This is a genomic window from Micromonospora sp. NPDC047465, from assembly GCF_040643125.1.
Lineage (GTDB): Bacteria > Actinomycetota > Actinomycetes > Mycobacteriales > Micromonosporaceae > Micromonospora.
Genome location: NZ_JBEYTP010000002.1, coordinates 154,512 through 177,464, shown reverse-complemented (window position 1 = coordinate 177,464; position 22,953 = coordinate 154,512). Strand labels below are relative to the sequence as shown.

General features: G+C 74.3%; 22 protein-coding genes and 1 other RNA gene. 8 read left to right on the top strand and 15 right to left on the bottom strand.

The genetic code is table 11. From position 1 onward, the window contains the following. Positions 1 to 175: 175 nt before the first annotated feature. Complete coding sequence (locus ABZ793_RS03130; protein WP_357451051.1) at positions 176 to 1,936, top strand: NAD+ synthase; 1,761 nt, start codon at positions 176 to 178, stop codon at positions 1,934 to 1,936. A gap of 141 nt (positions 1,937 to 2,077) precedes the next feature. Then, entirely contained in the window at positions 2,078 to 2,923 is an 846-nt protein-coding gene (gene panB, locus ABZ793_RS03125; RefSeq protein WP_357451048.1) for a 3-methyl-2-oxobutanoate hydroxymethyltransferase, read from the top strand. Positions 2,924 to 3,107: 184 nt separating this feature from the next. On the opposite strand, the gene npdG is transcribed toward panB, so the two are convergent. The 4 genes from npdG to ABZ793_RS03105 form a co-directional block, all read right to left on the bottom strand. Next, positions 3,108 to 3,806 (bottom strand): NADPH-dependent F420 reductase, encoded by a 699-nt coding sequence (npdG, locus tag ABZ793_RS03120; RefSeq protein ID WP_357451045.1) that lies wholly within the window; start codon positions 3,804 to 3,806, stop codon positions 3,108 to 3,110. Between the two features lie 218 nt (positions 3,807 to 4,024). Further along, positions 4,025 to 5,458, bottom strand: a complete 1,434-nt coding sequence (locus ABZ793_RS03115) for an RNB domain-containing ribonuclease (RefSeq protein ID WP_357451042.1) — start codon at positions 5,456 to 5,458, stop codon at positions 4,025 to 4,027. 68 nt (positions 5,459 to 5,526) lie between these two features. Continuing rightward, the gene (locus ABZ793_RS03110) at positions 5,527 to 6,441 is read right to left on the bottom strand and encodes a histone (RefSeq protein ID WP_357451039.1); all 915 of its coding nucleotides are present in this window, start codon (positions 6,439 to 6,441) and stop codon (positions 5,527 to 5,529) included. A gap of 76 nt (positions 6,442 to 6,517) precedes the next feature. Then, the gene (locus ABZ793_RS03105; protein ID WP_350707829.1) at positions 6,518 to 6,721 is read right to left on the bottom strand and encodes a hypothetical protein; all 204 of its coding nucleotides are present in this window, start codon (positions 6,719 to 6,721) and stop codon (positions 6,518 to 6,520) included. A 191-nt stretch (positions 6,722 to 6,912) separates the two neighbouring features. Between ABZ793_RS03105 and ABZ793_RS03100 the strand changes: the two genes are divergently transcribed. The 4 genes from ABZ793_RS03100 to ABZ793_RS03085 all read left to right on the top strand — a co-directional run bounded on the left by ABZ793_RS03100 (position 6,913) and on the right by ABZ793_RS03085 (position 10,082). Further along, a complete protein-coding gene (locus ABZ793_RS03100; RefSeq protein ID WP_357451036.1) occupies positions 6,913 to 7,356 on the top strand; it encodes a hypothetical protein in 444 nt (147 codons plus the stop codon). A gap of 111 nt (positions 7,357 to 7,467) precedes the next feature. Beyond that, positions 7,468 to 8,742 (top strand): M48 family metallopeptidase, encoded by a 1,275-nt coding sequence (locus ABZ793_RS03095; RefSeq protein ID WP_357451033.1) that lies wholly within the window; start codon positions 7,468 to 7,470, stop codon positions 8,740 to 8,742. Between the two features lie 43 nt (positions 8,743 to 8,785). Beyond that, a complete protein-coding gene (locus ABZ793_RS03090; RefSeq protein ID WP_357451030.1) occupies positions 8,786 to 9,283 on the top strand; it encodes an NUDIX domain-containing protein in 498 nt (165 codons plus the stop codon). Beyond that, positions 9,276 to 10,082, top strand: a complete 807-nt coding sequence (locus tag ABZ793_RS03085) for a nucleotidyltransferase domain-containing protein (RefSeq protein WP_357451028.1) — start codon at positions 9,276 to 9,278, stop codon at positions 10,080 to 10,082. Before ABZ793_RS03090 ends, ABZ793_RS03085 begins: the two co-directional genes overlap by 8 nt. Here ABZ793_RS03085 and ABZ793_RS03080 read toward each other — a convergent pair. The 3 genes from ABZ793_RS03080 to rnpB all read right to left on the bottom strand — a co-directional run bounded on the left by ABZ793_RS03080 (position 10,072) and on the right by rnpB (position 13,130). Further along, positions 10,072 to 10,938, bottom strand: coding sequence for an AraC family transcriptional regulator (locus tag ABZ793_RS03080; protein WP_357451025.1), 867 nt, complete (start codon positions 10,936 to 10,938; stop codon positions 10,072 to 10,074). The two genes, ABZ793_RS03085 and ABZ793_RS03080, sit on opposite strands and share 11 nt — an antisense overlap. Positions 10,939 to 11,155: 217 nt before the next feature. Then, positions 11,156 to 12,514, bottom strand: coding sequence for an LPXTG cell wall anchor domain-containing protein (locus tag ABZ793_RS03075; protein ID WP_357451022.1), 1,359 nt, complete (start codon positions 12,512 to 12,514; stop codon positions 11,156 to 11,158). Between the two features lie 202 nt (positions 12,515 to 12,716). Next, positions 12,717 to 13,130: RNase P RNA component class A (gene rnpB / locus ABZ793_RS03070), an RNA gene on the bottom strand. Between the two features lie 128 nt (positions 13,131 to 13,258). Between rnpB and ABZ793_RS03065 the strand changes: the two genes are divergently transcribed. Then, on the top strand, positions 13,259 to 14,020 hold the full coding sequence (locus tag ABZ793_RS03065) for a sulfite exporter TauE/SafE family protein (protein ID WP_357451019.1): 762 nt from the start codon (positions 13,259 to 13,261) through the stop codon (positions 14,018 to 14,020). A gap of 68 nt (positions 14,021 to 14,088) precedes the next feature. Here the strand turns inward: ABZ793_RS03065 and ABZ793_RS03060 are convergent, their stop codons facing one another. Then, complete coding sequence (locus ABZ793_RS03060) at positions 14,089 to 15,321, bottom strand: MFS transporter (protein ID WP_357451016.1); 1,233 nt, start codon at positions 15,319 to 15,321, stop codon at positions 14,089 to 14,091. A 53-nt stretch (positions 15,322 to 15,374) separates the two neighbouring features. Between ABZ793_RS03060 and ABZ793_RS03055 the strand changes: the two genes are divergently transcribed. After that, positions 15,375 to 15,845, top strand: a complete 471-nt coding sequence (locus ABZ793_RS03055; RefSeq protein ID WP_357451013.1) for a MarR family winged helix-turn-helix transcriptional regulator — start codon at positions 15,375 to 15,377, stop codon at positions 15,843 to 15,845. Between the two features lie 109 nt (positions 15,846 to 15,954). Here the strand turns inward: ABZ793_RS03055 and mctP are convergent, their stop codons facing one another. The 7 genes from mctP to ABZ793_RS03020 all read right to left on the bottom strand — a co-directional run bounded on the left by mctP (position 15,955) and on the right by ABZ793_RS03020 (position 22,878). Continuing rightward, the gene (gene mctP / locus ABZ793_RS03050; RefSeq protein WP_357451010.1) at positions 15,955 to 17,610 is read right to left on the bottom strand and encodes a monocarboxylate uptake permease MctP; all 1,656 of its coding nucleotides are present in this window, start codon (positions 17,608 to 17,610) and stop codon (positions 15,955 to 15,957) included. After that, positions 17,610 to 17,852 carry a DUF3311 domain-containing protein gene (locus ABZ793_RS03045; RefSeq protein WP_357451007.1) on the bottom strand — a complete coding sequence of 81 codons (243 nt, stop codon included), beginning with the start codon at positions 17,850 to 17,852 and terminating at the stop codon, positions 17,610 to 17,612. The genes mctP and ABZ793_RS03045 overlap by 1 nt, the downstream gene beginning before the upstream one ends. A 242-nt stretch (positions 17,853 to 18,094) precedes the next feature. Then, complete coding sequence (locus tag ABZ793_RS03040) at positions 18,095 to 19,318, bottom strand: bifunctional RNase H/acid phosphatase (RefSeq protein WP_357451004.1); 1,224 nt, start codon at positions 19,316 to 19,318, stop codon at positions 18,095 to 18,097. Positions 19,319 to 19,321: 3 nt separating this feature from the next. Further along, positions 19,322 to 20,059 carry a C4-type zinc ribbon domain-containing protein gene (locus tag ABZ793_RS03035; protein ID WP_357451001.1) on the bottom strand — a complete coding sequence of 246 codons (738 nt, stop codon included), beginning with the start codon at positions 20,057 to 20,059 and terminating at the stop codon, positions 19,322 to 19,324. Continuing rightward, the gene (locus tag ABZ793_RS03030) at positions 20,056 to 20,886 is read right to left on the bottom strand and encodes a Nif3-like dinuclear metal center hexameric protein (protein ID WP_350708021.1); all 831 of its coding nucleotides are present in this window, start codon (positions 20,884 to 20,886) and stop codon (positions 20,056 to 20,058) included. The genes ABZ793_RS03035 and ABZ793_RS03030 overlap by 4 nt, the downstream gene beginning before the upstream one ends. A gap of 173 nt (positions 20,887 to 21,059) precedes the next feature. Continuing rightward, positions 21,060 to 21,632 (bottom strand): flavoprotein, encoded by a 573-nt coding sequence (locus ABZ793_RS03025; protein ID WP_357450998.1) that lies wholly within the window; start codon positions 21,630 to 21,632, stop codon positions 21,060 to 21,062. A gap of 16 nt (positions 21,633 to 21,648) precedes the next feature. Further along, positions 21,649 to 22,878, bottom strand: coding sequence for a helix-turn-helix domain-containing protein (locus ABZ793_RS03020; protein WP_357450995.1), 1,230 nt, complete (start codon positions 22,876 to 22,878; stop codon positions 21,649 to 21,651). Positions 22,879 to 22,953: the final 75 nt, after the last annotated feature.

Sequence of the window (22,953 nt, the reverse complement as noted above, 5' to 3'; positions counted from 1 at the left end):
CGCCCTGTCCGCGGCTCCCGCCCGACCGGCCGACCCCCGCCGAACGGGACGGGCCGCAGCCGTCGTCGCGTCGCCGCCGGGCCCGCCGCCGCCGTCCGGCAGCGCCCTGCGGCGGTGGCCGCCGTCTCGCCCCGCCCAGCGTGTCGGGCCCGGACGGCTGGGGCAAGATGAGGGCATGCCCACCCTGCGTCTCGCCCTGTGCCAGGTCAACCCGACCGTCGGCGACCTCGCCGGCAACGCCGGCCTGGTCCGTGACTGGACCCGCCGCGCCGCCGACGCCGGCGCCCAGCTCGTCGCGTTCCCGGAGATGGCGCTGACTGGCTATCCGGTCGAGGACCTGGTCTTCCGGCGGTCCTTCGTCGCCGCGTCGAAGGCCGCGCTGGAGCGGCTCGCCGCCGACCTCGCCACGGACGGGCTGGGCGAGGTGCCGGTGCTGGTCGGCTACCTGGACGCCGACGGCCCGCCGCAGGTCAGCGGCGACGCCGAGCCGGGTCACGGCGCCCGCAACGCGGCCGCCCTGCTGCACCGGGGCGGCGTCGTGGCCACCTACTTCAAGCACCACCTGCCCAACTACGGGGTCTTCGACGAGGACCGCTACTTCGTCCCCGGCGACGCGCTGACCGTCGTCCGGATCGGCGGGGTGGACGTGGCGCTGACCATCTGCGAGGACCTGTGGCAGGCCGGCGGCCCGTTCGCCGCCGCGCGCCAGGCCGGCGTCGGCCTGGTCCTGAACATCAACGGCTCGCCGTACGAGCTGAACAAGGACGACATCCGGCTGCCGCTGGTGCGCCGCCGCGCCGCCGAGGCCGGGGCGACCATCGCGTACGTCAACATGGTCGGCGGCCAGGACGAGCTGGTCTTCGAGGGCGACTCGATGATCGTGACGGCCGACGGCACGCTGCTCACCCGGGCCCCGCAGTTCGTCGAGCACCTGCTGGTGCACGACGTCGAGCTGCCGCCGGCCGGGGAGCCGACCGACCCCGACCAGGCGCTGGCCGACGACATGCGGGTGGTGCGCGCCGCGGTCGACGCCGTCCCGCCGCCGGCCGGTGGTCCCGTCGCCACCGGCGGCACCATCGCCCCCGTGGCCGACGAGGCCGAGGTGTGGCAGGCGCTCGTGCTCGGCCTGCGCGACTACGTCAACAAGAACAGGTTCCCGTCGGTGGTGCTCGGCCTCTCCGGCGGCATCGACTCGGCGGTGGTGGCCGCGCTGGCCGTCGACGCGCTCGGGTCCGACCGGGTGGTCGGCGTGTCGCTGCCCAGCCAGCACTCCTCGGAGCACAGCCGGGAGGACGCGGCGGAGCTGGCGAAGCGCACCGGGCTGGACTACCGGGTCGAGCCGATCCAGCCGATGGTGGACACCTTCCTGGCGAACATGTCGCTCTCCGGTGTGTCCGTGGAGAACCTCCAGGCGCGGGTCCGCGGGGTGATCCTCATGGCGCTGTCGAACCAGGAGGGCCACCTGGTGCTGACCACCGGCAACAAGAGCGAGCTGGCGGTCGGCTACTCCACCCTCTACGGCGACTCGGTCGGCGGCTTCAACCCCGTCAAGGACGTCTGGAAGACGCTGATCTGGCGGCTCGCGAAGTGGCGCAACGCCGACGCCGCCCGCCGGGGCGAGACCCCGCCGATCCCGGAGAGCTCGATCGGCAAGCCGCCGAGCGCGGAGCTGAGCCCGGGCCAGTTGGACAGCGACACGCTGCCGGACTACGACGTGCTCGACCCGATCCTGATCGGCTACGTCGACGGCGACCTCGGGCGCGACGGGCTGGTCGCGTCCGGCCACGACCCGGCCGTCGTCGACCGGGTGCTGCGGATGGTGGATACCGCCGAGTACAAGCGGCGGCAGTCCGCGCCGGGCACGAAGATCTCGATGAAGGCGTTCGGGCGGGACCGGCGGCTGCCGATCACGAACCGGTGGCGCGAGGACGGCTGAGCCGTGCCGCTCCCGGGCCGGCCTCGACGTCGGTCCGGGAGTGACATCCTCCACTGAGCTCTGCCGCCGGCCGGTCGGGTGGTGCGACGATCGCGGCGGAACCCGGGGACCGCGCACGCGGCCTCGAGGAAGGAGAGAGTCATGGTGGAGTCCACCCCGTCCGAGGTGACCGCCCTCTACGGCGGCCCGGCCACCCGGCGGGTCCGCACCCGCGACCTGATCGCCGCCAAGGAGCGCGGCGAGCGGTGGCCGATGCTCACCTCGTACGACCAGTACACCGCCTCGATCTTCGACCAGGGCGGCGTCCCGGTGCTGCTGGTCGGCGACTCGGCGGCGAACAACGTCTTCGGCTACGAGACGACGGTGCCGGTGACCGTCGAGGAGCTGCTGCCGCTGGTCCGCGCGGTGGTCCGGGCGACCCGGCACGCGCTGGTCGTCGGCGACCTGCCGTTCGGCTCGTACGAGGAGGGCCCGACGCAGGCCCTGCGCACGGCGGTGCGGTTTATGAAGGAGGGCGGCTGCCACGCGGTGAAGCTGGAGGGCGGCCGGCGCTGCGCGGCGCAGATCGCGGCGATCACCGGTGCCGGTATCCCGGTGATGGCGCACATCGGTTTCACCCCGCAGAGCGAGCACGCCATCGGCGGCTACCGGGTCCAGGGGCGCGGCGACGCGGCCGACGACGTGATCGCCGACGCCCGTGCCGTGGCCGAGGCGGGCGCGTTCGCCGTGGTGCTGGAGATGGTGCCCGGCGAGGTGGCCAAGCGGATCACGGCGGAGCTGCCCATCCCGACCGTCGGCATCGGCGCCGGCCCGGACACCGACGCCCAGGTGCTGGTCTGGCAGGACATGGCCGGCCTGCGCGTCGGCAAGGCACCCCGTTTCGTGAAGCGCTACGCCGACCTGGCCGGGACCCTCGCCGACGCGACCCGGCGCTTCGCCGACGAGGTCCGCGGCGGCGAGTTCCCCGCCGCCGAGCACACCTTCTGACGCCGGTCGGCCGGTCCGGCGGCCGTGCGGGCCGCCGGACCGTGCCCGGCGCAGACCACTGCTGGACGTCGTGGGGGTGCCGCGCAGAGCCCGGCCGTCATCGAGGGCACAGTGGAGGATCGCTGCCCGGGCAGACCCGACAGCGCTTCGCGGTCCCGGCGGGGCCGGCCCGCCCCGCCCGGCGTCAGAGGTCGGTGACCCGGATGCCCGCGTGCGCCTTGTAGCGCTTGTTGATGGCGATCAGGTTGGCGGTGAACGCCTCGATCTGGTGGGCGTTGCGCAGCCGGCCGGCGTAGACGCCGCGCATGCCGGGGATCCGGGCGGCGAGCGCGGCGACCACGCCGACCAGCTCCCGGTCCTCGGTGCAGATCAACACGTCGAGTTCGATCCGCTCGATCTCCGGATCGGCCAGCAGCGGCGCGCTGACGTGGTTGAAGGCGGCGCAGACCCGGGAGTCGGGCAGCATCCCGGCGGCCTGCTGAACGGCGCTGCCCTCCGGCACCGCGAGCGCGTACGGGCCCTGCTTGTCGAAGCCGAGCGGGTTGACGCAGTCGATGACGATCTTGCCGGCGAGGGGCTCGGCGAGCGCGGCGACGGTGGCGGCGTGCCCGTCCCACGGCACCGCGATGACGACCACGTCGCTGAGCCGGGCCACCTCCTCGTTGCCGGCACCGGCGACCTCGGCCCCGGCCGGGACGCCCGGCAGCGCCGCGATCTCCTCGGCGGACTGCGCGGCCCGCTCGGCGGACCGGGAGCCGATCAGCACCGTCTGGCCGGCCCGGGCGAACCGGTAGGCGAGGCCCCGCCCCTGGTCGCCGGTGCCGCCGATGATGCCGACGGTCATCCCGGACACGTCGGGCAGGGTGCTCGCGTCGTAAGCCATGCCGCCATCCTCGCAAACCCCGGCCCGCCGGCAGCAGCGGCCGGCACTGTGACAAACCCCGCTGCCCCCACGCCGACGGCCGCGCAAGGCGGGCGGCGGCGATTGCCGGCCGGCGCGCACACGACGCACGACCGGCCAGGCGGAGGCCGGCGCACGAACGCAGGCAGGGTCGGCGCGCGAACGGGCAGGCGGCAGGCAGGGTCGGTGGGCAGGCGGCGTCAGGCCCGCTCGAAGGCGACCGATCGGGCGACCGGGTCGGCGGTGACCAGCCGGACCCGGATCCGCTCCCCCAGCGGCAGCTCGCCCAGGCAGCGGGCCCGCACCGGCGGGTCGTCCAGCGCCACCGTGCCGCCGGGCCGGCGACCCGGGCGGGCCCGGCCGTCCGGGGCCGCGTCGACGTCCAGCACCGCCGCGTCGAAGGTCTCCCCCACCCGGTGCTGGAGCAGCACCGCCTCGGCCAGCTCGATCGCGCCCCGGGTGGCCGCCGAGGCCGTCCGGTCGGTGGCGGCCATCACCTCGGGCAGCCGGGGCAGCGCCGTGCGGGCCCAGTCGGGCACCGGCCGGCCCTCGTGCAGGGCCAGGCAGACCTCCGTGGCGTACCGGTCGGCCAGGCGCCGCAACGGCGCGGTGACATGGGCGTACGCTGCCGCGACCCCGCCGTGCTCCCGCTGCTCCGGCGGCGCGCCGTCGAAGGCGGTGTACGCGGCGCCGCGCATCAGCTCGGCCGCCTGGTCGACGAAGGCCGCCGCCCGGGACTGCGCCGGGTCCAGCCCGGCGATCACCTCGCCGGGGCCGGCCCCGTCGGGCCAGTGCACGCCCAGCGGGGCGGCGGCGGCCCGTAGCCGCGCCACCGCCTCGGGCTTCGGCGCCGGCATCGTACGCAGCAGGCCGATCCGCCCGGCCAGCATGATGTCGGCGGCGGCCATTCCGGTCAACAGGGAGATCTGGGCGTTGTGCTCCTCCATCGGCACCGGCCCGCGCAGCACCAGCCGCCAGCCGTCGCCGTCGGCCTCCACGTCCTGCTCGGGCAGGGGCAGGTTGATCGCGCCCCGGCGCAGGCCGCGGGCGGTGAGCAGGGCCCCGATCTCGGGCAGCAGGGCGATCGGGTCGGGCAGCCGGCCGGCGTCGGCGGCCGCCTGGACGCCGACGTAGTCCAGCTGGGCCCGGCTGCGGACCAGCGCCCGCTCCACCGCGACCCCGACGGTGCCGCCGTCGGAGTCGAGGTCGACGGTCCACACCACGGCGGCGCGGTCGACGGCCGGCAGGAGGCTCGCCGCGCCCTCGCTGAGGGTCTCGGGGTGCAGCGGCACGGTCCCGTCGGGCAGGTAGACGGTCTGCCCGCGCCGCCAGGTCTCCTCCTCCAGCGCGCCGCCGGGGCGCACGTGCGCGGCCACGTCGGCGATCGCGTACGTCACCCGGTAGCCGCCGCCGGCGCGGCGGGCGAGGTGCATCGCCTGGTCGAGGTCGCGCGAGCCGGCGGGGTCGACGGTGACGAACGGGATGTCGGTGCGGTCGACGGCCGGCCGGGGCGGCACCGCCGCCGCGTCGTCGGCCTCGCGCTGCGCCGCGGCCGGGAAACCCTCGGGCAGTCCCAGCTCGCGGCGCAGCGCGCCGAAGTCGATGCGGGGCGCGAGTACGCGTCGGATCACCACGGGGTCAATCCTGACAGTGTGGCGGATGATCCGCTTCCCGGCACGCGCCGGGAGCCGCGACGCCGGGATCAGCCGGTCGCCTTGCGCGCGCCCGCCCTCCCGGCGCGGGGCGCGGTGGCCCGGGCGGCGGTGACGCGGGCGGCGGTGGCCCGGGCCGGCGCCTTGCGCGCGGTGACCGTCTTGGCCGGCGCCTTGCGCGCGGTGACCGTGACCGTCTTGGCCGGCGCCTTGGCGGCGGTGGTCCTCTTCGCCGGGACCTTCTTCACGGCCGCCTTGCGGGTGGTGGCCGACGACGTCGCGGTCGCCTTCTTCGCCGGGGCCTTCTTCGCCGCCGCCTTGCGGGCGCCGCCGGTGGGCCGGGTCGCGGCCGTCTTGCGGGCCGCCGTCGTCTTCGTGGTGGGGGCCTTCCTGGCCGGGGCCTTCGCCGCCGTGGCGGTCTTCTTCGCCGCCGTCGTGGCGGTCTTCTTCGCCACCGAGGTGACCTTGCGGGCGGCGGCGCCCGTCCTGGCGGGGGCCTTCTTCGCCGGCGCGGTGGTCTTCTTCGCCGTGGTGGTGGCCTTCGTCACCGCCTTCTTCGCGGGGGCCTTCTTCGCCGCGGCCGTCGTCCGCTTCGCTGCCGCCGTCGTCGTCCGCTTCGCCGCGGTGGGCGCCTTCTTCGCCGCGACAGCCGTGGTCTTCTTCGCGACAGCCGTGGTCTTCTTCGCGGCGGCCGTGGTCTTCTTCGCCGTGGTGGCGGCCTTGGTCGCCGCCTTTTTCGCGGGGGCCTTCCTCGCCGCGGTGGGCGTCGTCTTCTTCGCTGCGGTGGTCTTCTTCGCAGGGGCCCGCCCGGCGCCGCCGGCGGCCTTGCTGGCCGGCGCCTTCTTCGCCGCGGTGGTCGGCCGCGCGGTCCGGGTCGCGCCCGCGGAACGCTCCGCCGCGGCGGTCTTCCTGGCGGGCGTACGTCTGGCGGCCGGGCGGGTGGTGGCCTGCTGTGCTTCGGCCATCTCGGTTCCCTCCTTGGGGACGTGCTCTCGCCCTCGCGGAGCACGGGGTACCTCGACGCGGGCCGTCCCGCGCCGCCTATCTGTCCTCCCCGGCCCAGCGGGCGTCCTCGGCGTCCCACGCTTCGTTGCGCTCCCGCACCAACTGCAGGGCGTTCTCCGCGTCGGCGGCTGAGGCGTACGGCCCGAGAACGTGCTTGGCGGGGCACACGTCGGCATCGGTCTCGACCCGGTGGTGTCGGGTGCACCAGTAGTAGTGCGCACCGCTTCCGCTGTCGCTCATGGGATCACTGTGCACCGCGAACCACCCGCCCGCCACCGGAACACCACAAGTCGCCGGCCTTCTCCACAGTAGACGTGGTTCCGGCCGCGGGGGGCGGGAACTGCGAAAACAGGGCGTCCGGGCCCTCCGGGGCCAGCCGACGGGGCCCGACGGGGCAGCCGCGGGGCGCGCCGCTGTCGCACAATCCCCCCGTGCGACGCGGGGGAGGAACATCGGTGTGGCTGCGGCGCGGGCTGGCCGTCGCGGTGCTGGCGGCCGTGCTGGCGACGATCGGTGTGGTCGCCGGGCTGCCGCTGCTGCGGGACCGGTCGCAGCAGCGGCTGGAGCAGCGGGCGGAGCGGGAGGTGACCGCGACCGCGCAGCTCGCCCGCGCGCGGCTGCTCGCCGACCCCGGGGCAGGGGAGTCGACGCTGCGGCAGGCGGCCGGCTCGGTGGCCGGGGTCGAGGTGCTGACGGTGCGCAGCGACGGACCGGCGTCCGCCCCGGCGGTCCGGCTGGTGTTCCGGGTCCGGGTGACCAAGACGGCGGCGTCCGTCTTCGGCTGGCAGCAGGCCGACGCGTCGGCCTGCTTCGCGCAGGTCGTGCACGCCGAGGCCGGCCCGGCCGCCCTCGAACGGCTGTCCTGCCCGGACTGACCCGCCCGCACGCCGCGGGCGCGGTCAACGCCGCCGCCCGGCGGCACCGGGGCGGGCATCGGCTGAACAGCCGGTTCCGGTGGACGGCGACCGTCGGCAGGATCGGGCGTCGTGACCGACACGACGTCCGGCACGCGGACGTGCCCCGGATGCGGTGCCGCCACGGTGTCGCTGGCCGGGGCCGCCCCCTGGTGCGCCGGCTGCGAGTGGAACCTCGACGCGTACGACGGCCGGCGGCGGGACCGCGAGTTCGGCTGGGCGTGGCTGGACCGGTGGACCTACCGGCTCGCGTTCCGGATGACCCGCAGCCAGTACGCCCGCCTGGTCGGGCGCCCGCTCGGCGCGAACGGGCGGGGTGGCGCCGCGCTGCTGACCGCGGCGGCGTCGCTGGTGCTGATCGGCGCGGTGGTCGCGCTCGCGGTCACCGGGGTCCGGCTGGTCGTGGCGCTTCCCTTCCCGAGCCTGTCCGTACTGCTCGGCGGGGCGCTGCTCGGCCTGGCCGTCGCGCTGCGGCCCCGGTTCGGCCGGCTCGACCCGGACCTGGAGGTGCTCACCCGGGAGCGGGCGCCGGAGCTGCACGCCCTCGTCGACGAGGTGGCGGCGGCGGTGGGCGCGCCCGTCCCGGACGTCGTCGGGGTGGACGGCGACCTGAACGCGTACGCGGGTCTGGTCGGGGTGCGCAGGCGGCGGGTGCTCTGCCTGGGGCTGCCGTACCTCGGCGTGCTCGGCCCCCAGGAGCGGGTGGCGCTGCTCGGCCACGAGCTGGGTCACTTCGTCAACGGCGACCCCCGCCGGATGTTGCTCACCCAGCCCGCCTTCACCATGCTCGGCTCGGCGGCGGACCTGGTCCGCCCGGTGGACACCGTATCCTCCGGCGGTCTGGTGGAGATGGTCGGCGAGACGCTGGGCAAGGCGTTCGGCTGGGTGCTGTCCCGGCTGCTGTTCGGCGCGCACCTGGTCCTGGTCGGCATCGCCCTGCGGGACAGCCAGCGCGCCGAGTACCTGGCCGACGAGATGTCGGCCCAGGCCGCCGGAACGGCGGGCGCGGTCGGCCTGCTGGACGTGATGCTCGCGACGGAGTCGACGGCGCTCGCCGTACGCCGGGAATCGCGGGCCGGGCACGGCGCGGACCGGTGGCGGACGGCGGCGGCCGAGGCCCGCGCGGCGGCAGAGGACCGGCTGCCGCTGCTGCGCCAGCTCTCCGTCCGCGACGAGGTGTCGCTCTTCTCCTCGCACCCGCCCGCCGGGCTGCGGCGGCGGATGCTGGAGAGCCGGCCCGCGCACGAGGCGGCGGTGGTGCTCACCGAGGAGCGGATGGCGCGCATCGACGCCGAGCTGGCGAAGGAGTACGCCCGGGTCGCCCGGGAGATCAGCTGGGCGGGGTGACGCGGGGCGGGCCGCCGGCCGGAGTGCGGGTTAGGGTCGCCGGGTGGGCGCATCGGAGTACATCCTGAGGATCCGGGAGCACGTCGGCCACAGCCTGCTCTGGCTGCCGAGCGTGAGCGCGGTGGTCCGCAACGACGCCGGCGAGCTGCTGCTCGGCAAGCGCGCCGACGACGGGCGCTGGTCGGTGGTCAGCGGCGTCGTCGAGCCCGGCGAGCAGCCGGCCACGGCCGTGGTCCGCGAGGTGCGGGAGGAGACCGGCCTGCACGTGGAGCCGGTGCGGCTGAGCAGCGTCCTCACCCACCCGCACACCTATCCCAACGGCGACCGCTGCGAATACCTGAACCTCGGCTTCGAGTGCCGGCTGCTGACCGGCACCGCCCGGGTCAACGACGACGAGTTGGTGTCCGTGGAGTGGTTCCCGCCGCACCGGCTGCCCGAACTGGACCGGCACGCCCGGCTGGTCCTCGCGTACGCCCTCGGCGCCGAGCAGGCCGCCTGGTTCCTGCCCGCCGGCACGGTGTGGACCGAGTCCGATGACTGACCTCGACCCGGCCGTGCGCCGCTACCTCACCGACCTGGTCGCCGCCGCCCGCGACGTCCTCGGCGACGAACTCGTCGGGGCGTACGCGGCCGGCTCGGTGGGGCTGGGCGCGTACCAGCCGGGGCGCAGCGACGTCGACGTGGCGCTGGTCTGCGCGGACGCCCTCGACCTGGCGCGCAGGCACGAGCTGGTGGCGCGGCTGCGGCACGAGGCCCTGCCGTGCCCCGCGCGCGGGCTGGAACTGGTCGTCTACCGCCGGGCGGTCGCCGCCTCCGGCACGCCGGAGCCCGGGTTCGAGGTCGAGCTGAACACCGGCGCGCGGATGGCGTTCCGGGCCACCTGGGCCGCCGCCGACCGGCCGGCCGGGGACGGCCTGTTCTGGTACGGCCTGGACCGCAGCATCCTGCACCAGTGCGGGCACGCCCTGCTCGGGCCGCCGGCCGCCGAGACCTTCGCCGACCTCTCCCCCGCCGACCTGCGCCGCCTGCTGACCGACGCGCTGCGCTGGTGGCTGGCCCTGCCGACCCCGCCGGGCGACGGTCCCGCCCCCGGGGCCGAGGACGCGGTGCTCGGCGCCTGCCGGTCCCTGGTGAAGGTCCGCCACGGCGTCTGGCTGTCGAAGGCCGACGCCGGCCGCCGGCTGATCGCCGACGGCTGGCCGGCGGACCCGCCCGCCCGCGACGGCGGGCCCGCCGACCTGGTCGCGCGGTCGATCGCCGCGCGGGCGGGCGGGCCGCCGCCGAGCGGGCCGGAGGCACGGGCCTTCCAGCGCCGCGTCCTGGCCGAGATCAGCGGCTGACCGGCTCCACCGGGATCCACAGCTCGGCCTCCGCCTCGGTGCCGTCCGCCGAGAGCCGGGTACGGGAGATCTCCGGCCCCGGCCGGCTGCGGTACGGGTTGGACGGGAACCACTGGGTGAACACGTCCCGCCACAGGTACTGCACCGCCTGCGGGAACGCCCCGGAGGTCTCGAAGACCGCCCAGGTGCCCGCCGGCACCGTGACCGCGTCCAGGTCCTCCGGCGCGTCGGCGCCCGTCACCACGCCGTGCCAGTAGTCCAGCTCGGTGCCCTCCGCGCGGCCGTCGGCCACGTTGTCGCTGACGTTGACGATGCCCTGCGGCTCCTGGTCGGACAGTGCCTCGATCCGGCGTACCGTCTCCGGGTCGAGGCCCCTGATGAAGGCGACGATCGCCGGGTTCATCCCCTCGTGCACGAGCGGTACCCGCGCCTTGCGGCCCACCAGTCGGAACTCCTCCTTGCGTACGATCCGGTATCGCATGCTGCTGCTCCCTTCGACGACGAGTCGGAAGGACATCCGGGGCTGGGAGCGCAGCGCCGCCCCCGTACGCCGGGCCTCGCCGGGCCCCACGCCGTGCACGGCCTGGAACGCCCGGGCGAACGCCTCGGTGGAGCTGTAGCCGTGGCGGACGGCGATGTCGAGCAGCGTCCGCTCCCCCGACAGCACCTCCGCGCCCGCGACCGTAAGCCGCCGGCGGCGGATGTACTCGGACAGGCCGACGCCCGCCAGCGCGGAGAAGATCCGCCGGAAGTGGTACTCCGACGTCACCGCGATCCGCGCCAGCTCGGCCACCTCGATCGGCTGGTCGAGGTGCCGCTCGATGTGCTCCATGGCCTGGTTGAGCCGTTCCAGCACCCGGTTCTCCTTCCCTGTTCCCAGCAGCAACGCTAGGCGCGCGGGAGGGTGCCCGACCCGACATGCTGTGCCCGATGCGGTCGGGTGGGACGCCGTCGGGAGGCGGGCAGCCGCGAGGGCCGGCAGGCGGGCCTGCCGACCGCCATCCGCCCGGTCGTCGTGACAACAGGAAACTCCGGGCACCGGATGCGGTGCCCGGAGTTTCCTGCCGTACCGATCAGACCTGGACGCCCGCCCTACGGCGGATCCGGCTGGCTCCGATCAGGAGACCGCCGGCGGCCAGCAGGCCGCCACCCAGGGAGAGGGCCACGGCGGAGTTGTCGCCGGTGACCGGCAGCTCCTTGTCGTGCTTGCCGTCGTGCTTGTCGTGGTGCCGGTGGTCGTACTTGCCGCCCCGGATGCAGACGGTGACGGTGACCGGGTCGGAGACCACGGCCTTGCCGTTGAAGGTGCCGGTCGCCCGGGCCGTGTTGACCACCTTCCCGCGCTTGACGTCGGCCTTGGTCACCACGTGCGGATTGACGGCGTGGCAGTCGGTGCTCGTACCCGGTGCCAGCGTGGTGCTGTTGCAGACCACCTGGCCGGCGGTCGGGTCGTTGACGCCGACGTTGGTGATGGTGACGGTGCCGGTGTTGGCCACCCGGTAGGTGTAGAAGATCTTGTCACCCTTGGCGGCGTAGCCGTCCTTCTCACACTTCTTGCTGCAGTCCGACTCGACCCGGGCCTTCTTGTCGATCGACAGGCTGACCTGCTTCGGCGGCGCGGGCTTGGTGGTCACGGTGAACGTGGCCTCGTTGGACGGCACCGTCTGCTCGCCGAACTTCCCGAGCGCCTGCGCGGTGTTGACGATCTTGCCGTTCTTCACGTCGCTCTTCTTGACGGTGTACGTGCCGGTGCAGGTGGTGCTCTCCCCCGGCGCGAGCGAGGTGTCCTCGCAGGTGATGCCGGTGACCGTGTCGTCGTCGATGGTGATGTCGGTGATCGGGTTGGTCGTGCCCGTGCTCTGGTTCGTCACCGTGTAGGTGTAGGTGATCACGTCACCGGCCTTGACGTCCTTGGCCGGGGATCCGGTCTTGGTCAGGTGCAGCTTCGGGTTCACCCGCGGGTTCGACGCCGCGCAGGTCTGGCTGAGGACGAAGAAGTCCGCGTTTCCGGAGATCACCGCGGTGGCACCGATGAGCGTCCAGCCGGCCGGGGTCCGGATCCACGCCTTGCTGGTGCCCATGTTGTTGACGATGGCGCTGTTCGGGTCGGTGGGGATCGTCCTCGTGACGTCGCCGGTCGGCGTGCTGAACGTCGCGGTGACCGTCTGGAAGGTGCCGGTGGTGTTCGGGTTGCCGGGCAGGTTGAAGACCCAGACGTCCTCGTTCGCGAAGGGCCCGCCGCCGAGGTTGGGGTCGCAGTTCTGGGTGACCTGCGACGCCATCGTCGGCACGTTCCCCGGGTTGATGTTGATCGTCGACGCGGCGGCGGCCGGCGAGCCGCCCGCGAGCAACAGGGCACCGGCCAGCAGCGCGAACGCCGCCAGCCGTGCGTAGATGCCGCCCCGTCTGCGCGGCGTAGAGGCCTTGCTCATGTAATTCCCCCGTGGTGTGGATGGTTGACACCGGGGGCAACGAGGGGTACAAGGGTACGTCGCGCTCGAAAATCCAGAATCCCCCACAAGGTGGACATCTCGGGCATTTTCGCCGGCGCGGGGCCATCGGCGAACCGCCGACGGGAAATCCTACTACGCGGCCCGGCAACCACCCGGTGACCGCGACCGGTCTGGTGGGCGACGGACGAGTCGACCTGTACGCCGGATTCTGTGACCGGCACGCACCCGAAGGCACGCGCCGGCGGCGGCCATCCATCTCGGCCTACCGTCGCCGGCAGGCTCCAGCGGCCTACCCGCAGACATCGGGCGGGCAGCCCTCAAGCGTCTGCGCGGGTCGTCATCCTGCGATGACGGCCCTTTCTTGGCCTTGCTCCGGGTGGGGTTTACCGAGCCACCCCGGTCACCCGGGGTGCTGGTGGGCTCTTACCCCACCGTTTCACCCTTACCGTCCCCGATGGGGTCGGCGGTCTGTTTTCTGTGGCACTGTCCCGCGGGTCACCCCGGGTTGCCGTTAGCAACCACCCTGCCCTGTGGAGTCCGGACGTTCCTCGGCGGCGGGCCGGAAGCCCGCCGACGCGACCGCCCGGTCGACTCGTCCGTCGCGCACTCATCCTAACGACGCGCACCCCGCGTCTATTGCCGCCCCTTCCGGGAATAGGCGTCCACCACCCCGGGACACAGCGACCGGCGGCCGGGCAGGCGCCGTACTAGCCTCTGGGGACCATGGACCTCTCCGACGTCGCGCTGCTGCTCACCGCCGGTCTCGCCGCGGGCACGGTCAACGCGGTGGCCGGCGGGGGCTCGCTCATCACGTTCCCGGCGATGATCGCCGTGGGCCTGCCGCCGGTGCCGGCGAACGTGAGCAACTCGGTGGCCGTCTTCCCCGGGTACGTGGCGAGCGTGGCGGGCAGCCGGCAGGATCTGCCGCGCGGGCGGGCGCTGGCCACGCTGCTGCCCACCACGATCGTCGGCACGGTCGCCGGCGCGCTGCTGCTGCTGGCGACCCCGGCCAGGGCGTTCGAACTGGTCGTGCCCTTCCTGGTGCTCGGGGCGACGGCGGTGCTCGCCTTCCAGGACCCGCTGCGCCGGCTGGTCGGGCATCCGCGCGACCTGTCGCCGCGCCGCCGTACGGTCAGCGTGCAGGCCATGGTCGCGGTCGGCGCGGTGTACGGCGGCTACTTCGGCGCGGCGCTCGGGGTGATGCTGGTCGCCGGCCTGGCCCTGGTGCTGGACGCGACGCTGGCCCGGGTCAGCGCGATCAAGAACCTGCTCTCCGCCGCGGTCGGGTTGACCACGCTCGTGGTGTTCGCGCTGTTCGGCCCGGTGAACTGGGCGGCGGTCGCGTTGGTCGCCCCGGCGACGCTGGTCGGCGGGTACGCCGGCGCCCGGATCGTCCGCCGGCTGCCGCCGGTGGTGCTCAAGACCCTGATCGTGGTCTTCGGCTCGGTGATCGGCCTCTACCTGCTCTCGCGCGCCATGCGCTGACCCGGCGCGCCCCGGGAGCGACGAGACCCCCGGGGCGCCCCGGGCCAGCGCGGGGCAGGGACGCCGGTTCAGTACGCCTCGCCGACCGGCTCCTCCGGCGCGCGCTCGGCGTCGGCGGCGGCCCGGTTCCAGCGGGACCAGAGCACCCGCTCGCCGTGGCCGGCGGCCATCGCGTGTGCGCAGCCGAGATACACCAGCGCGCCGGCCGCGAGCACCGCGGAGCCGACCCAGAACGGCAGGGCGAGGGAGTGCTCGGCGAGCTTGCCGGAGAGGATCGGCGCGGGCGCGGCGGCGCCCCAGCGGACCAGGTTGAACGCGCCGGTGGCGAGCCGCCGGTCGCCGCCGCCCAGGCCGAGCGCCAGGTCGGTGAGGTTGGCGTTGGCCAGCCCCATGAACAGGCCGGAGACGACGAGCACCACCAGCGACTGCGTGGTGCTGCCCGAGGTGGCGAACAGGACCATGCAGACCAGCAGGCCGGCGATCGCGACGCCGACGGTCTGCACGGCGCCGATCCGGTGTGCGAGCCGGTGGCCGAGCAGCAGGATGCCGGCGGCCAGGCCGATGCCCCAGCCGGTGAAGGCGAGCCCGAGCGGGATGACGTCCAGGTGCAGGAACAGCGGTGTGTAGCCGAGGACGACGAAGAAGACGAAGTTGTAGGCGGCGGTGACGACGCAGAGCGCGACGAACGCCGGCCGCCGGTAGGTGGCGAAGATCTGGCCCACCCGTACGGGCGGCTGCCGGTCTGCCGGCTCGCGCAGCCGGCGGGCGGCGACGGCGAGGGCGAGGACCATGAAGACGCCGCAGACGAAGAACGGCAGCCGCCAGCTGATCCCGCCGAGCAGGCCGCCGAGCAGCGGGCCGACGGCGAAGCCGAGGCCGAGCGCGGTCTCGAAGAGCCCGACCACCCACTCCCGGTCGACGGCGAGGCTGACCAGCACCACCATGGCCGTGGCGAAGAACATCGCGTTGCCCAGCCCCCAGAAGCCGCGCAGCACGGAGAGCTGCACGATGTCGCCGCTGAACGAGGCGAGGATCGCGGCGACACCGACGATCGAGACCCCGGCGACGAGGACGGGCTTGAAGCCGAACCGGCCGCTGGCCAGCGTGGCGGGGATCATGCCGAGGGCCATCACCGCGATGTACGCGGTGAAGAGCAGCTCCACCTGCCAGTGGGTGACGCCGATGGCCTCGCCGATGGCGGGCAGGATCGGGTCGACGACGGCGATGCCGGAGATGGCGAGGAAGGCCACCAGCACGGTGGCGTAGATGGCACTGCGGTTCGGTTCGGAACGCCGATCCACTCCGCCTCCCAGATAGCTGTATCGTACAGATAGTTTTCCTGTACTATACAGCTATGACCGACGACCGGACGACGGAGAGCGAGGACGACGTCCTCGGCCGGATCGAGACCGAGGTGGCGCTGCTGATGCGGCTCGGCGAGGCCACCCGGCGGGGCACCGGCAACGCCGAGCACCGGCTGCTCGACCGCGCGGCGTACGTCATCCTGCGCCACCTGGACCGCGCCGGCCCGCAGAACGTCTCCGCGCTCGCCGCCCGGCTCGAACTCGACGGCTCCACCGTCACCCGGCAGGTCTCGGCGATGCAGCGCGACGGGCTGATCGTGCGCGAGCCCGACCCCACCGACGGGCGCGGCACGGTGGTCTCCCCCACCCCGACCGGCCTGCAACGCGTGGCGGCCGTCCGGGCCGCCCGAGCCCGGCTCTACGGCACCATCCTCGCCGACTGGCACCCCGACGACCGGCGGACCCTGGCCGAGATGCTGCACCGGCTCAACCAGTCCCTGGAGTCCCGCCCCCGCCGCTGAGCGGCGCCCGCCGCGTCAGCACCCCGGACACCCGCCGCGCGCCGGCACCCGAACGCGCGTCGCCCCCGGGCCGGTCACGACCCGGGGGCGAACGGGCTGCGCGAGCCGCTCAGGCGACCGGTTCCGGTGCGGCGTCGGCGTCCCGGCGCTGACCCGGCACGACCCGCGGGTCGCCCTCGTCGGCGAAGTAGTCGTCCGGCGTGGTGCCGTCGCCGCCGTCGCGCACCCTCGCCGCCCGCAGCACCACCGTCAGCAGCGCCGCCACCGCCAGGTTGACCAGCACGGCCACGATCCCGACGTAGATGGTCTTCTGGGTGTCGAAGCCGAAGTCGGCCAGCGGGAACGCCGAGCCGCCGAAGTGCTTGCGCCCGGTGGCCGCGTTGGGGATCTGGTAGAGCATCCACATGCCCAGCCCCATGCCGGCGACCCAGCCGGCGACGAGCGCGCCCCGGTGGAACCAGCGGGTGTAGAGGCCCAGCGCCACCGCCGGCAGCGTCTGGAGGATGATCACGCCGCCGATGAGCTGGAGGTCGATGGAGAACTGCGGGTCGAGGAAGACGATGCAGGCCACCGCCCCGACCTTGACGACCAGCGAGGTGATCTTCGATACGTTCGCCTCCTGGGCCGGGGAGGCGTCCCGCTTCAGGTACTCCTTGTAGATGTTGCGGGTGAACAGGTTCGCCGCCGCGATCGACATGATCGCCGCCGGCACCAGCGCGCCGATCCCGATGGCCGCGTACGCGACGCCCGCGAACCAGTCGGGGAACTGCTGGTCGAACAGGACCGGTACCACGGTGTTGCTGTCCACGCTCCCTTCCTTCGCCCCGGGCAGCGGCTTCACCCCGGCCGCGATGGCCATGAAGCCGAGCAGCGCGATCAGCCCGAGCAGCAGGCTGTACGCGGGCAGCGCCGACATGTTCCGCTTGATGACGTCCCGGTTCCGGCTGGCCAGCACGCCGGTGATGCTGTGCGGGTAGAGGAACAGCGCCAGCGCCGAGCCGAACGCCAGCGTGACGTACTGGAGCTGGTTGTTGGCGCCCAGCAGCACCCCGTCGTTCGGGTTCGGCGACGCGTCGAACTTCGCGTCGGCGGCGTCGAAGATCTCGCCCCAGCCGCCGAGCTTGTACGGCAGCCAGATGACCGCCACCAGGATCACGATGTAGATCAGCGTGTCCTTGACGAACGCGATCAGCGCGGGGGCACGCAGCCCGGACTGGTAGGTGTACGCGGCCAGGATCGCGAACGCGACGATGATCGGCAGGTGCCGGGCCAGGGCGCTCTCGCCGGTGACCCCCATCGTCTTGAGCACCGCCTCGATGCCGACCAGTTGCAGCGCGATGTAGGGCATCGTGGCCACGATGCCGGTGATCGCCACCAGCAGCGCCAGCACCGGGGAGTCGAACCGGCTGCGGACGAAGTCCGCCGGGGTGACGAAGCCGTGCCGGTGCGAGACGGACCAGAGCCGGCACAGCACCAGGAACACCATCGGATAGATCACGATGGTGTACGGAACGGCGAAGAACCCGGCCGCGCCGGCCCCGAACATCAGCGCCGGCACCGCCACGAAGGTGTACGCCGTGTACAGGTCACCGCCGACCAGGAACCAGGTGATCCAGCCGCCGAAGTTGCGCCCGCCCAGCCCCCACTCGTCGAGGTGGGCCATGTCCTTCGGGGCGCGCCACCGGGCGGCCACGAACCCCATCCCGCTGACCAGCAGGAACAGCAGCGAGAAGACGATGATCTCGGTGAGGTGGTCCTGCCACATCAGCGCCCACCCCGCTTCTTCGTCATCTGGTACACCAGCGTCGTGGTGGCCACGCCGAGCAGGATGTAGGCGAGCTGCAACCAGTAGAAGCGGGGGAAGCCGAGGAACCGGGGCGAGTCGCCGTTGAAGAACACCGGGATCAGCGGGACCACGATCGGGATGAAGAGCAACCAGTTCCAGGGGCTGTGGTCCTTCGCCCTGGTCGGCGCCGCCGTGGGCGCCTCCGGTTCGGGTGCGGCCATGTGACACACCTCCGGGTGGGTCGGAGATCGGCAGGATGACGGCCGGAGGCTACGACCCTGTGAGCCCGGTCACGTTCGACCGGATGACGCCGGTGCGCCGAACGGGCGGCGGCGTGCGCCGAACGGCTGCCGCCACCGCCGAAGGTCGGCCGGTCGGGGCGGCTGCGGTCGCGGCGGCGGCCCGGCGCCCTGTCGGTCCGCCGGGCTGTCGGCCGGGGCCCGCCAGGCGGGGCGGACTTGGCTCAGGCCGCGGTGAGGTGCGCGGTGTCGTTGACCGTGCGCACGGCGACGCCGCCGTCGGGCCACATGTCCAGCACCGAGATGCCGGCCGCGTCCAGGAAGAGCCGGTGCAGGAACCCGTCGCCGGCCGCGAGCGCGTCGCGCAGCACCAGCTTGATCGGCGAGACGTGCGAGACCACCACGACGGTCTCCCCGGGGTACGCGCGGCACAGCCCGTCGACCGCGCGACGGCAGCGCTCGGCGACGTCGCTGAACGACTCCCCGTCGGGCGGGGCCACCCGCGTGGAGGCGAGCCAGGCGTCCATCTCCCCCGGCCACTCCTCGCGGACCTCGGCGAAGGTACGCCCCTCCCAGGCCCCGAAGTCGCACTCGACGAGGTCGTCCTCGCGACGGACCGGCACCCCGCCGAGCGCCCCGGCGATCGCCTCCGCGGTCTGCGTACACCGGGACAGGGGCGAGCTGACCACGGCCGCGACGGACGGGGCCAGCTCGGCCACCCGGGCGGCCGTGGCCCGGGCCTGGGCCCGTCCCCGCTCGGACAGCGGCACGTCGCCTCGGCCGGAGTAGCGGCGCTGCTCGGTGTACGGGGTCTCGCCGTGCCGCACCAGGATCAGCCGGGTGGCGGTGAAGCTCGGCCGCGGCTCCCAGGAGGCGGGCGCGGTCGCCGGGTCGGTGCCGGCGGTCGCCGCCGAGGCGGCGCGGGCAGCCACCTCGCGGGCCCTCGCCCGGGCGGCCGAATCGGGGCCGGCGACCTCGCGCGGGGGTTCCACGACGCGCGGCGGCTCGACCCGGGCCGGGGCCGGGACGCGACCCGCGGCGGCGGCGTCCATGGCGGCGTTGGCGAGGCCGTCGGCGTGCCGGTTGCGCTCCCGGGGGATCCAGCTGAACCGGACCGCCGCGAAGCGGTCCACCAGGGCGGCGGCCTGCGCGGCGAGCGGGCGCAGCCCCGGGTGCTTGATCTGCCAGCGGCCGCACATCTGCTCGACCACCAGCTTCGAGTCCATCCTGGCGTCGACCTCACTGGCGCCCAGCTCGGCGGCCGCCTCCAGCCCGGCGATCAGCCCGCGGTACTCGGCGACGTTGTTGGTGGCGACGCCGATCGACTCGCTCCGCTCGGCCAGCACCTCACCGGTGCCCGGGTCGCGGACCACCGCGCCGTAGCCGGCCGGGCCGGGGTTGCCCCGGGACCCGCCGTCGGCCTCGACGACGACCACGCGCGGCGCCACCGGCTACAGGCCGGACTCGTTGGTGCGGACCATGATGCGCCGGCACTCCTCGCAGCGGACGACCTCGTCCGGCGCCGCCTTGCGGATCCGGGCCAGGTCGGCACCCGAGAGGTCCAGCCGGCAGCCGCCGCACCGGCCGGCGGTGAGCAGCGCCGCGCCGAGCCCCGAGTCCTCGCGGATCTTGTCGTACAGCTGGACCAGGTCGGCCGGGAGGTCGGCCGCGAGCGGCCGGCGGGCGCCGCGCTTGAACTCCTCCTCCTTGGCGATCTCGGCCAGGCTCTCGTCGCGGCGCCGCTCGGCGGCGTCCCGCTTCTCCCGGGCCTCGGCGAGCCGCTTCTCGACGCCGTCCAGCACGCCCTGGGCGGTCTCCCGCTGCTCCATCAGCTCCAGCTCGGCGTCCTCCAGGTCGCCCTGGCGGCGGTTGAGCGAGGCCAGCTCGTGCTGGAGGGCCTCCAGCTCCCGGGCCGGGCCGGTGCCGGCGGCCAGCCGGTCCTCGTTCTTGGACTTGCGGGCGCGCACCTGGTCGACGTCCTTCTCCAGCCGGGCGATGTCCCGGTCCAGGTCGTCGACCGCCACCTGGGCGCGGACCCGCTCGTCCTCCAGCGCGGACAGCTCCCGGGCCAGCGCCTCCAGCTCGGCCCGCTCCGGCAGCGTGCGGCGGCGGTGGGCGAGCTGGGCGAGGGTGGTGTCGATCGCCTGGAGGTCGAGCAGGCGGCGCTGGACCTGCGGGTCAGCCTTCACGGTCGGGGCTCCTTGTCGTCCACCGCGGGTGGGGCGGCGTGTACGGTCCACGGGTCGGTGTCCAGGTCGGACACCAGCGTCTCGACGCCCGTCGCCTCCCGCAGGATGGCGGCCAGGTCGTCCAGCCACGGTCGTTCGGTCGCCCAGTGGGCGGCGTCGAGCAGGGCCGGGCCGTCGGCGGCGAGGTGCTCGCCCGCCGGGTGGTGCCGCAGGTCGGCGGTGAGGAACGCGTCCACCCCGGCGGCGGTCGCGTCGGCGAGGAAAGCGTCCCCCGCGCCGCCGCTGACCGCGAGGGTTCGAACCATACGCCCGGGGTCCCCGGCGGCGCGAACTCCCCAGGCCGTGGCGGGCAGCACCGTGGCGGCGTGCCGGGTCAGCTCCGCCAGGGTCATCGGCTCCGGCAGCTCGCCGATCCGGCCGATCCCCCGGCCGGCGCCGTGGGCCGGCGAGCCGGGCGCGGGCCGGTGCAGCGGGCGCAGCCCGGTCAGCCCGAACCGGGCGGCGAGCGCGTCGGAGACCCCCGGGTCGGCCACGTCGGCGTTGGTGTGCGCGACGTAGAGCGCCACGTCGGCCTTGATCAGCCGGTGGACGATCCGACCCTTGTAGGTCGTCGGGGCCACCGAGGAGACGCCGCGCAGCAGCAGCGGGTGGTGGGCGACGATCATGTCGACGCCGGCGTCGAGCGCCTCGGCGACCGTCTCGGGCACCACGTCGACCACGCAGAGGACCCGGCGCACCGGGGCGCACGGCTCGCCGAGCACCAGCCCGACCCGGTCCCACTCCTCGGCCCACGCCGGCGGGTAGCGCCGCTCCAGCTCGGCGACCACGTCGGAGACGGTCGTCGGGTCCGTGTTGGTGCTCACGGCGGGCCAGCTTACCGGCGCGGGCCGTGGCCGGGGGCGTCGCCCACCGACGCGACGGCGTGTCCCCGCCGCCACCGGGCGCGCCCGGTGGTCCCTTGCTGACGTACGGCGTCAGCAAGGGACCACCTCCTTGCGCGTCAGGCGACGGGGCAGAGCCGGTCCCGGACGGCGGCCAGGCCCGTCGCCCACGGGAAGGCGTGCACGTGGCGCTCGCCGGTGCCGGGCGGGTGCAGCGGGACGACGTGGTCGCCGAAGAGCACCGTCACCCCCCACTCCGCGAGCCGGGCGATGCCGGCCCGGAAGGCCGGGTGGGTTGCCATCGCCGCGTTGGTGTACGGCACCGCCACCAGCGGCACCCCCAGTCCCTGCGCCTCGACCAGCAGCCCGAGGGCCAGCGTGTCGGTGATCCCGGCCGCCCACTTGTTGACCGTGTTGACCGTCGCCGGGCAGACGATCATCGCGTCCGCCGGCGGCAGCACGTCGAGGTCACCCGGGTTCTTGTAGTGGGTGCGGACCGGGTGCCCCGTCTGCCGGGCCAGCGCGGCCCGGTCGACGAACTTCGCGCCGTCCGGCGTCGTGACCACGCAGACGTCCCAGCCGTCCTGCTGGGCCAGCTCCACGAGCCGGCCGACGTGGCGGGCCAGCGGCGAACCGCAGGCGATGACGTAGAGCACCTCGCGGCGCTCGCTGCTCGGGTGCGGGCCGGTCATCAGGCCGGCTCCGCGCTCATACCCCTACTCCCATGTGCTCAGCCAACTCCGCAATCGGAGAAGGCGGCGCACCACGTGTGCGACGCAGGATGTCCGACATCACCTCGTGGGCGATCGGCCGGCAGCGGATCTCCGACGGGGCGAGGCGGTCGCCGCGCAGCAGCATCTCGCCGGCGTTGGACACGTCGCCGACCTGGGCGAAGCCCCGGGCGATGTCGAGCAGGTGGTGGGCCCGGCGCTCGGGCAGCAGCGCGTTGAACGTCGGCTCCTGGATCCGCTGCTGGTGGACCTCCACCGCGCGGCCGCCGTCGCCCAGCTCGACCGCGGCGGCCGCCCGGTGCAGCTCCAGGTTGGTCGGCCCGAACGAGGTCCAGTAGTGGTTGTGGTCGCCGCCCAGCAGGGTCGCCGCCTCCTGCGCGCCGTTGATCAGGTCGCCGACCGTGGCGGAGTCGCCGATCCGGGCGGCGGCCATCGCGCCCTGGAGCAGCAGCATCCCGTAGACCGAGAGGCGGGCCGGGGACGCCTCGTTGCTGCCGCCGGGGGCGAGCCGGTTGGCGATGGTGACGTTGAGTTCGAGGGCGGGGCGGGGCCGGCCCATCGCCACCAGCGCGTTGCAGACCCGGGTGGTGGCGATGCCGGCCAGCAGCGGGTCGTCGGCGCGCTGGGCGACCGCCATCGAGCGGTCGGCGGCCAGCCAGGCCAGGTCGCACTCGCCCAGCTTCCGCAGCACCGACGAGGCGATCTGGTAGACCTGACCGAGCAGGTGGGCCGCCTCCCGGCCCTCGTCGCCGCCGTAGCCGGCGTCGGCGGCCTGCGCGTCGCGCAGCAGCTTCGGCAGCGCCCGGGTGAGCATCCCGTAGCGGCCGTACTGGTAGGTCAGCCAGGCGTGGTTGACGGCCTTGCGCATGTCGTCCAGCGGGGGCGGGTACGGCGCGGCGTCGAAGTACGCGCTCATCGAGTCGTACCGCTCCAGGGCCGCCCGGATCTCCTGCACCTCGACCTGGTCGATGCAGTTCAACGCGTCCGTACGCCGCTCCGGGTCCTTGCCGAGCAGCAGTTGCACGTCGACCTGGAGGATGTCGGCGATCTCGTAGAGGACGGAGAACTTGTCCAGCCGGCGCACCCCGCGCTCGACCTTGTCCACCCAGCTCTTCGACTTGCCCAGCCGGTCCGCGAAGACCTGCTGGGACATCTTGCGCCGCCCCCGCCAGTAGGCCACCCGCCGCCCAATGGGTAACTCGTCCATCTGCCCATCCCTCCCCTGGCTGAGACCCCGGCCTGCGGCCGGTCGACCCATCGCGGTTGCGGGCGCGGTACGCCT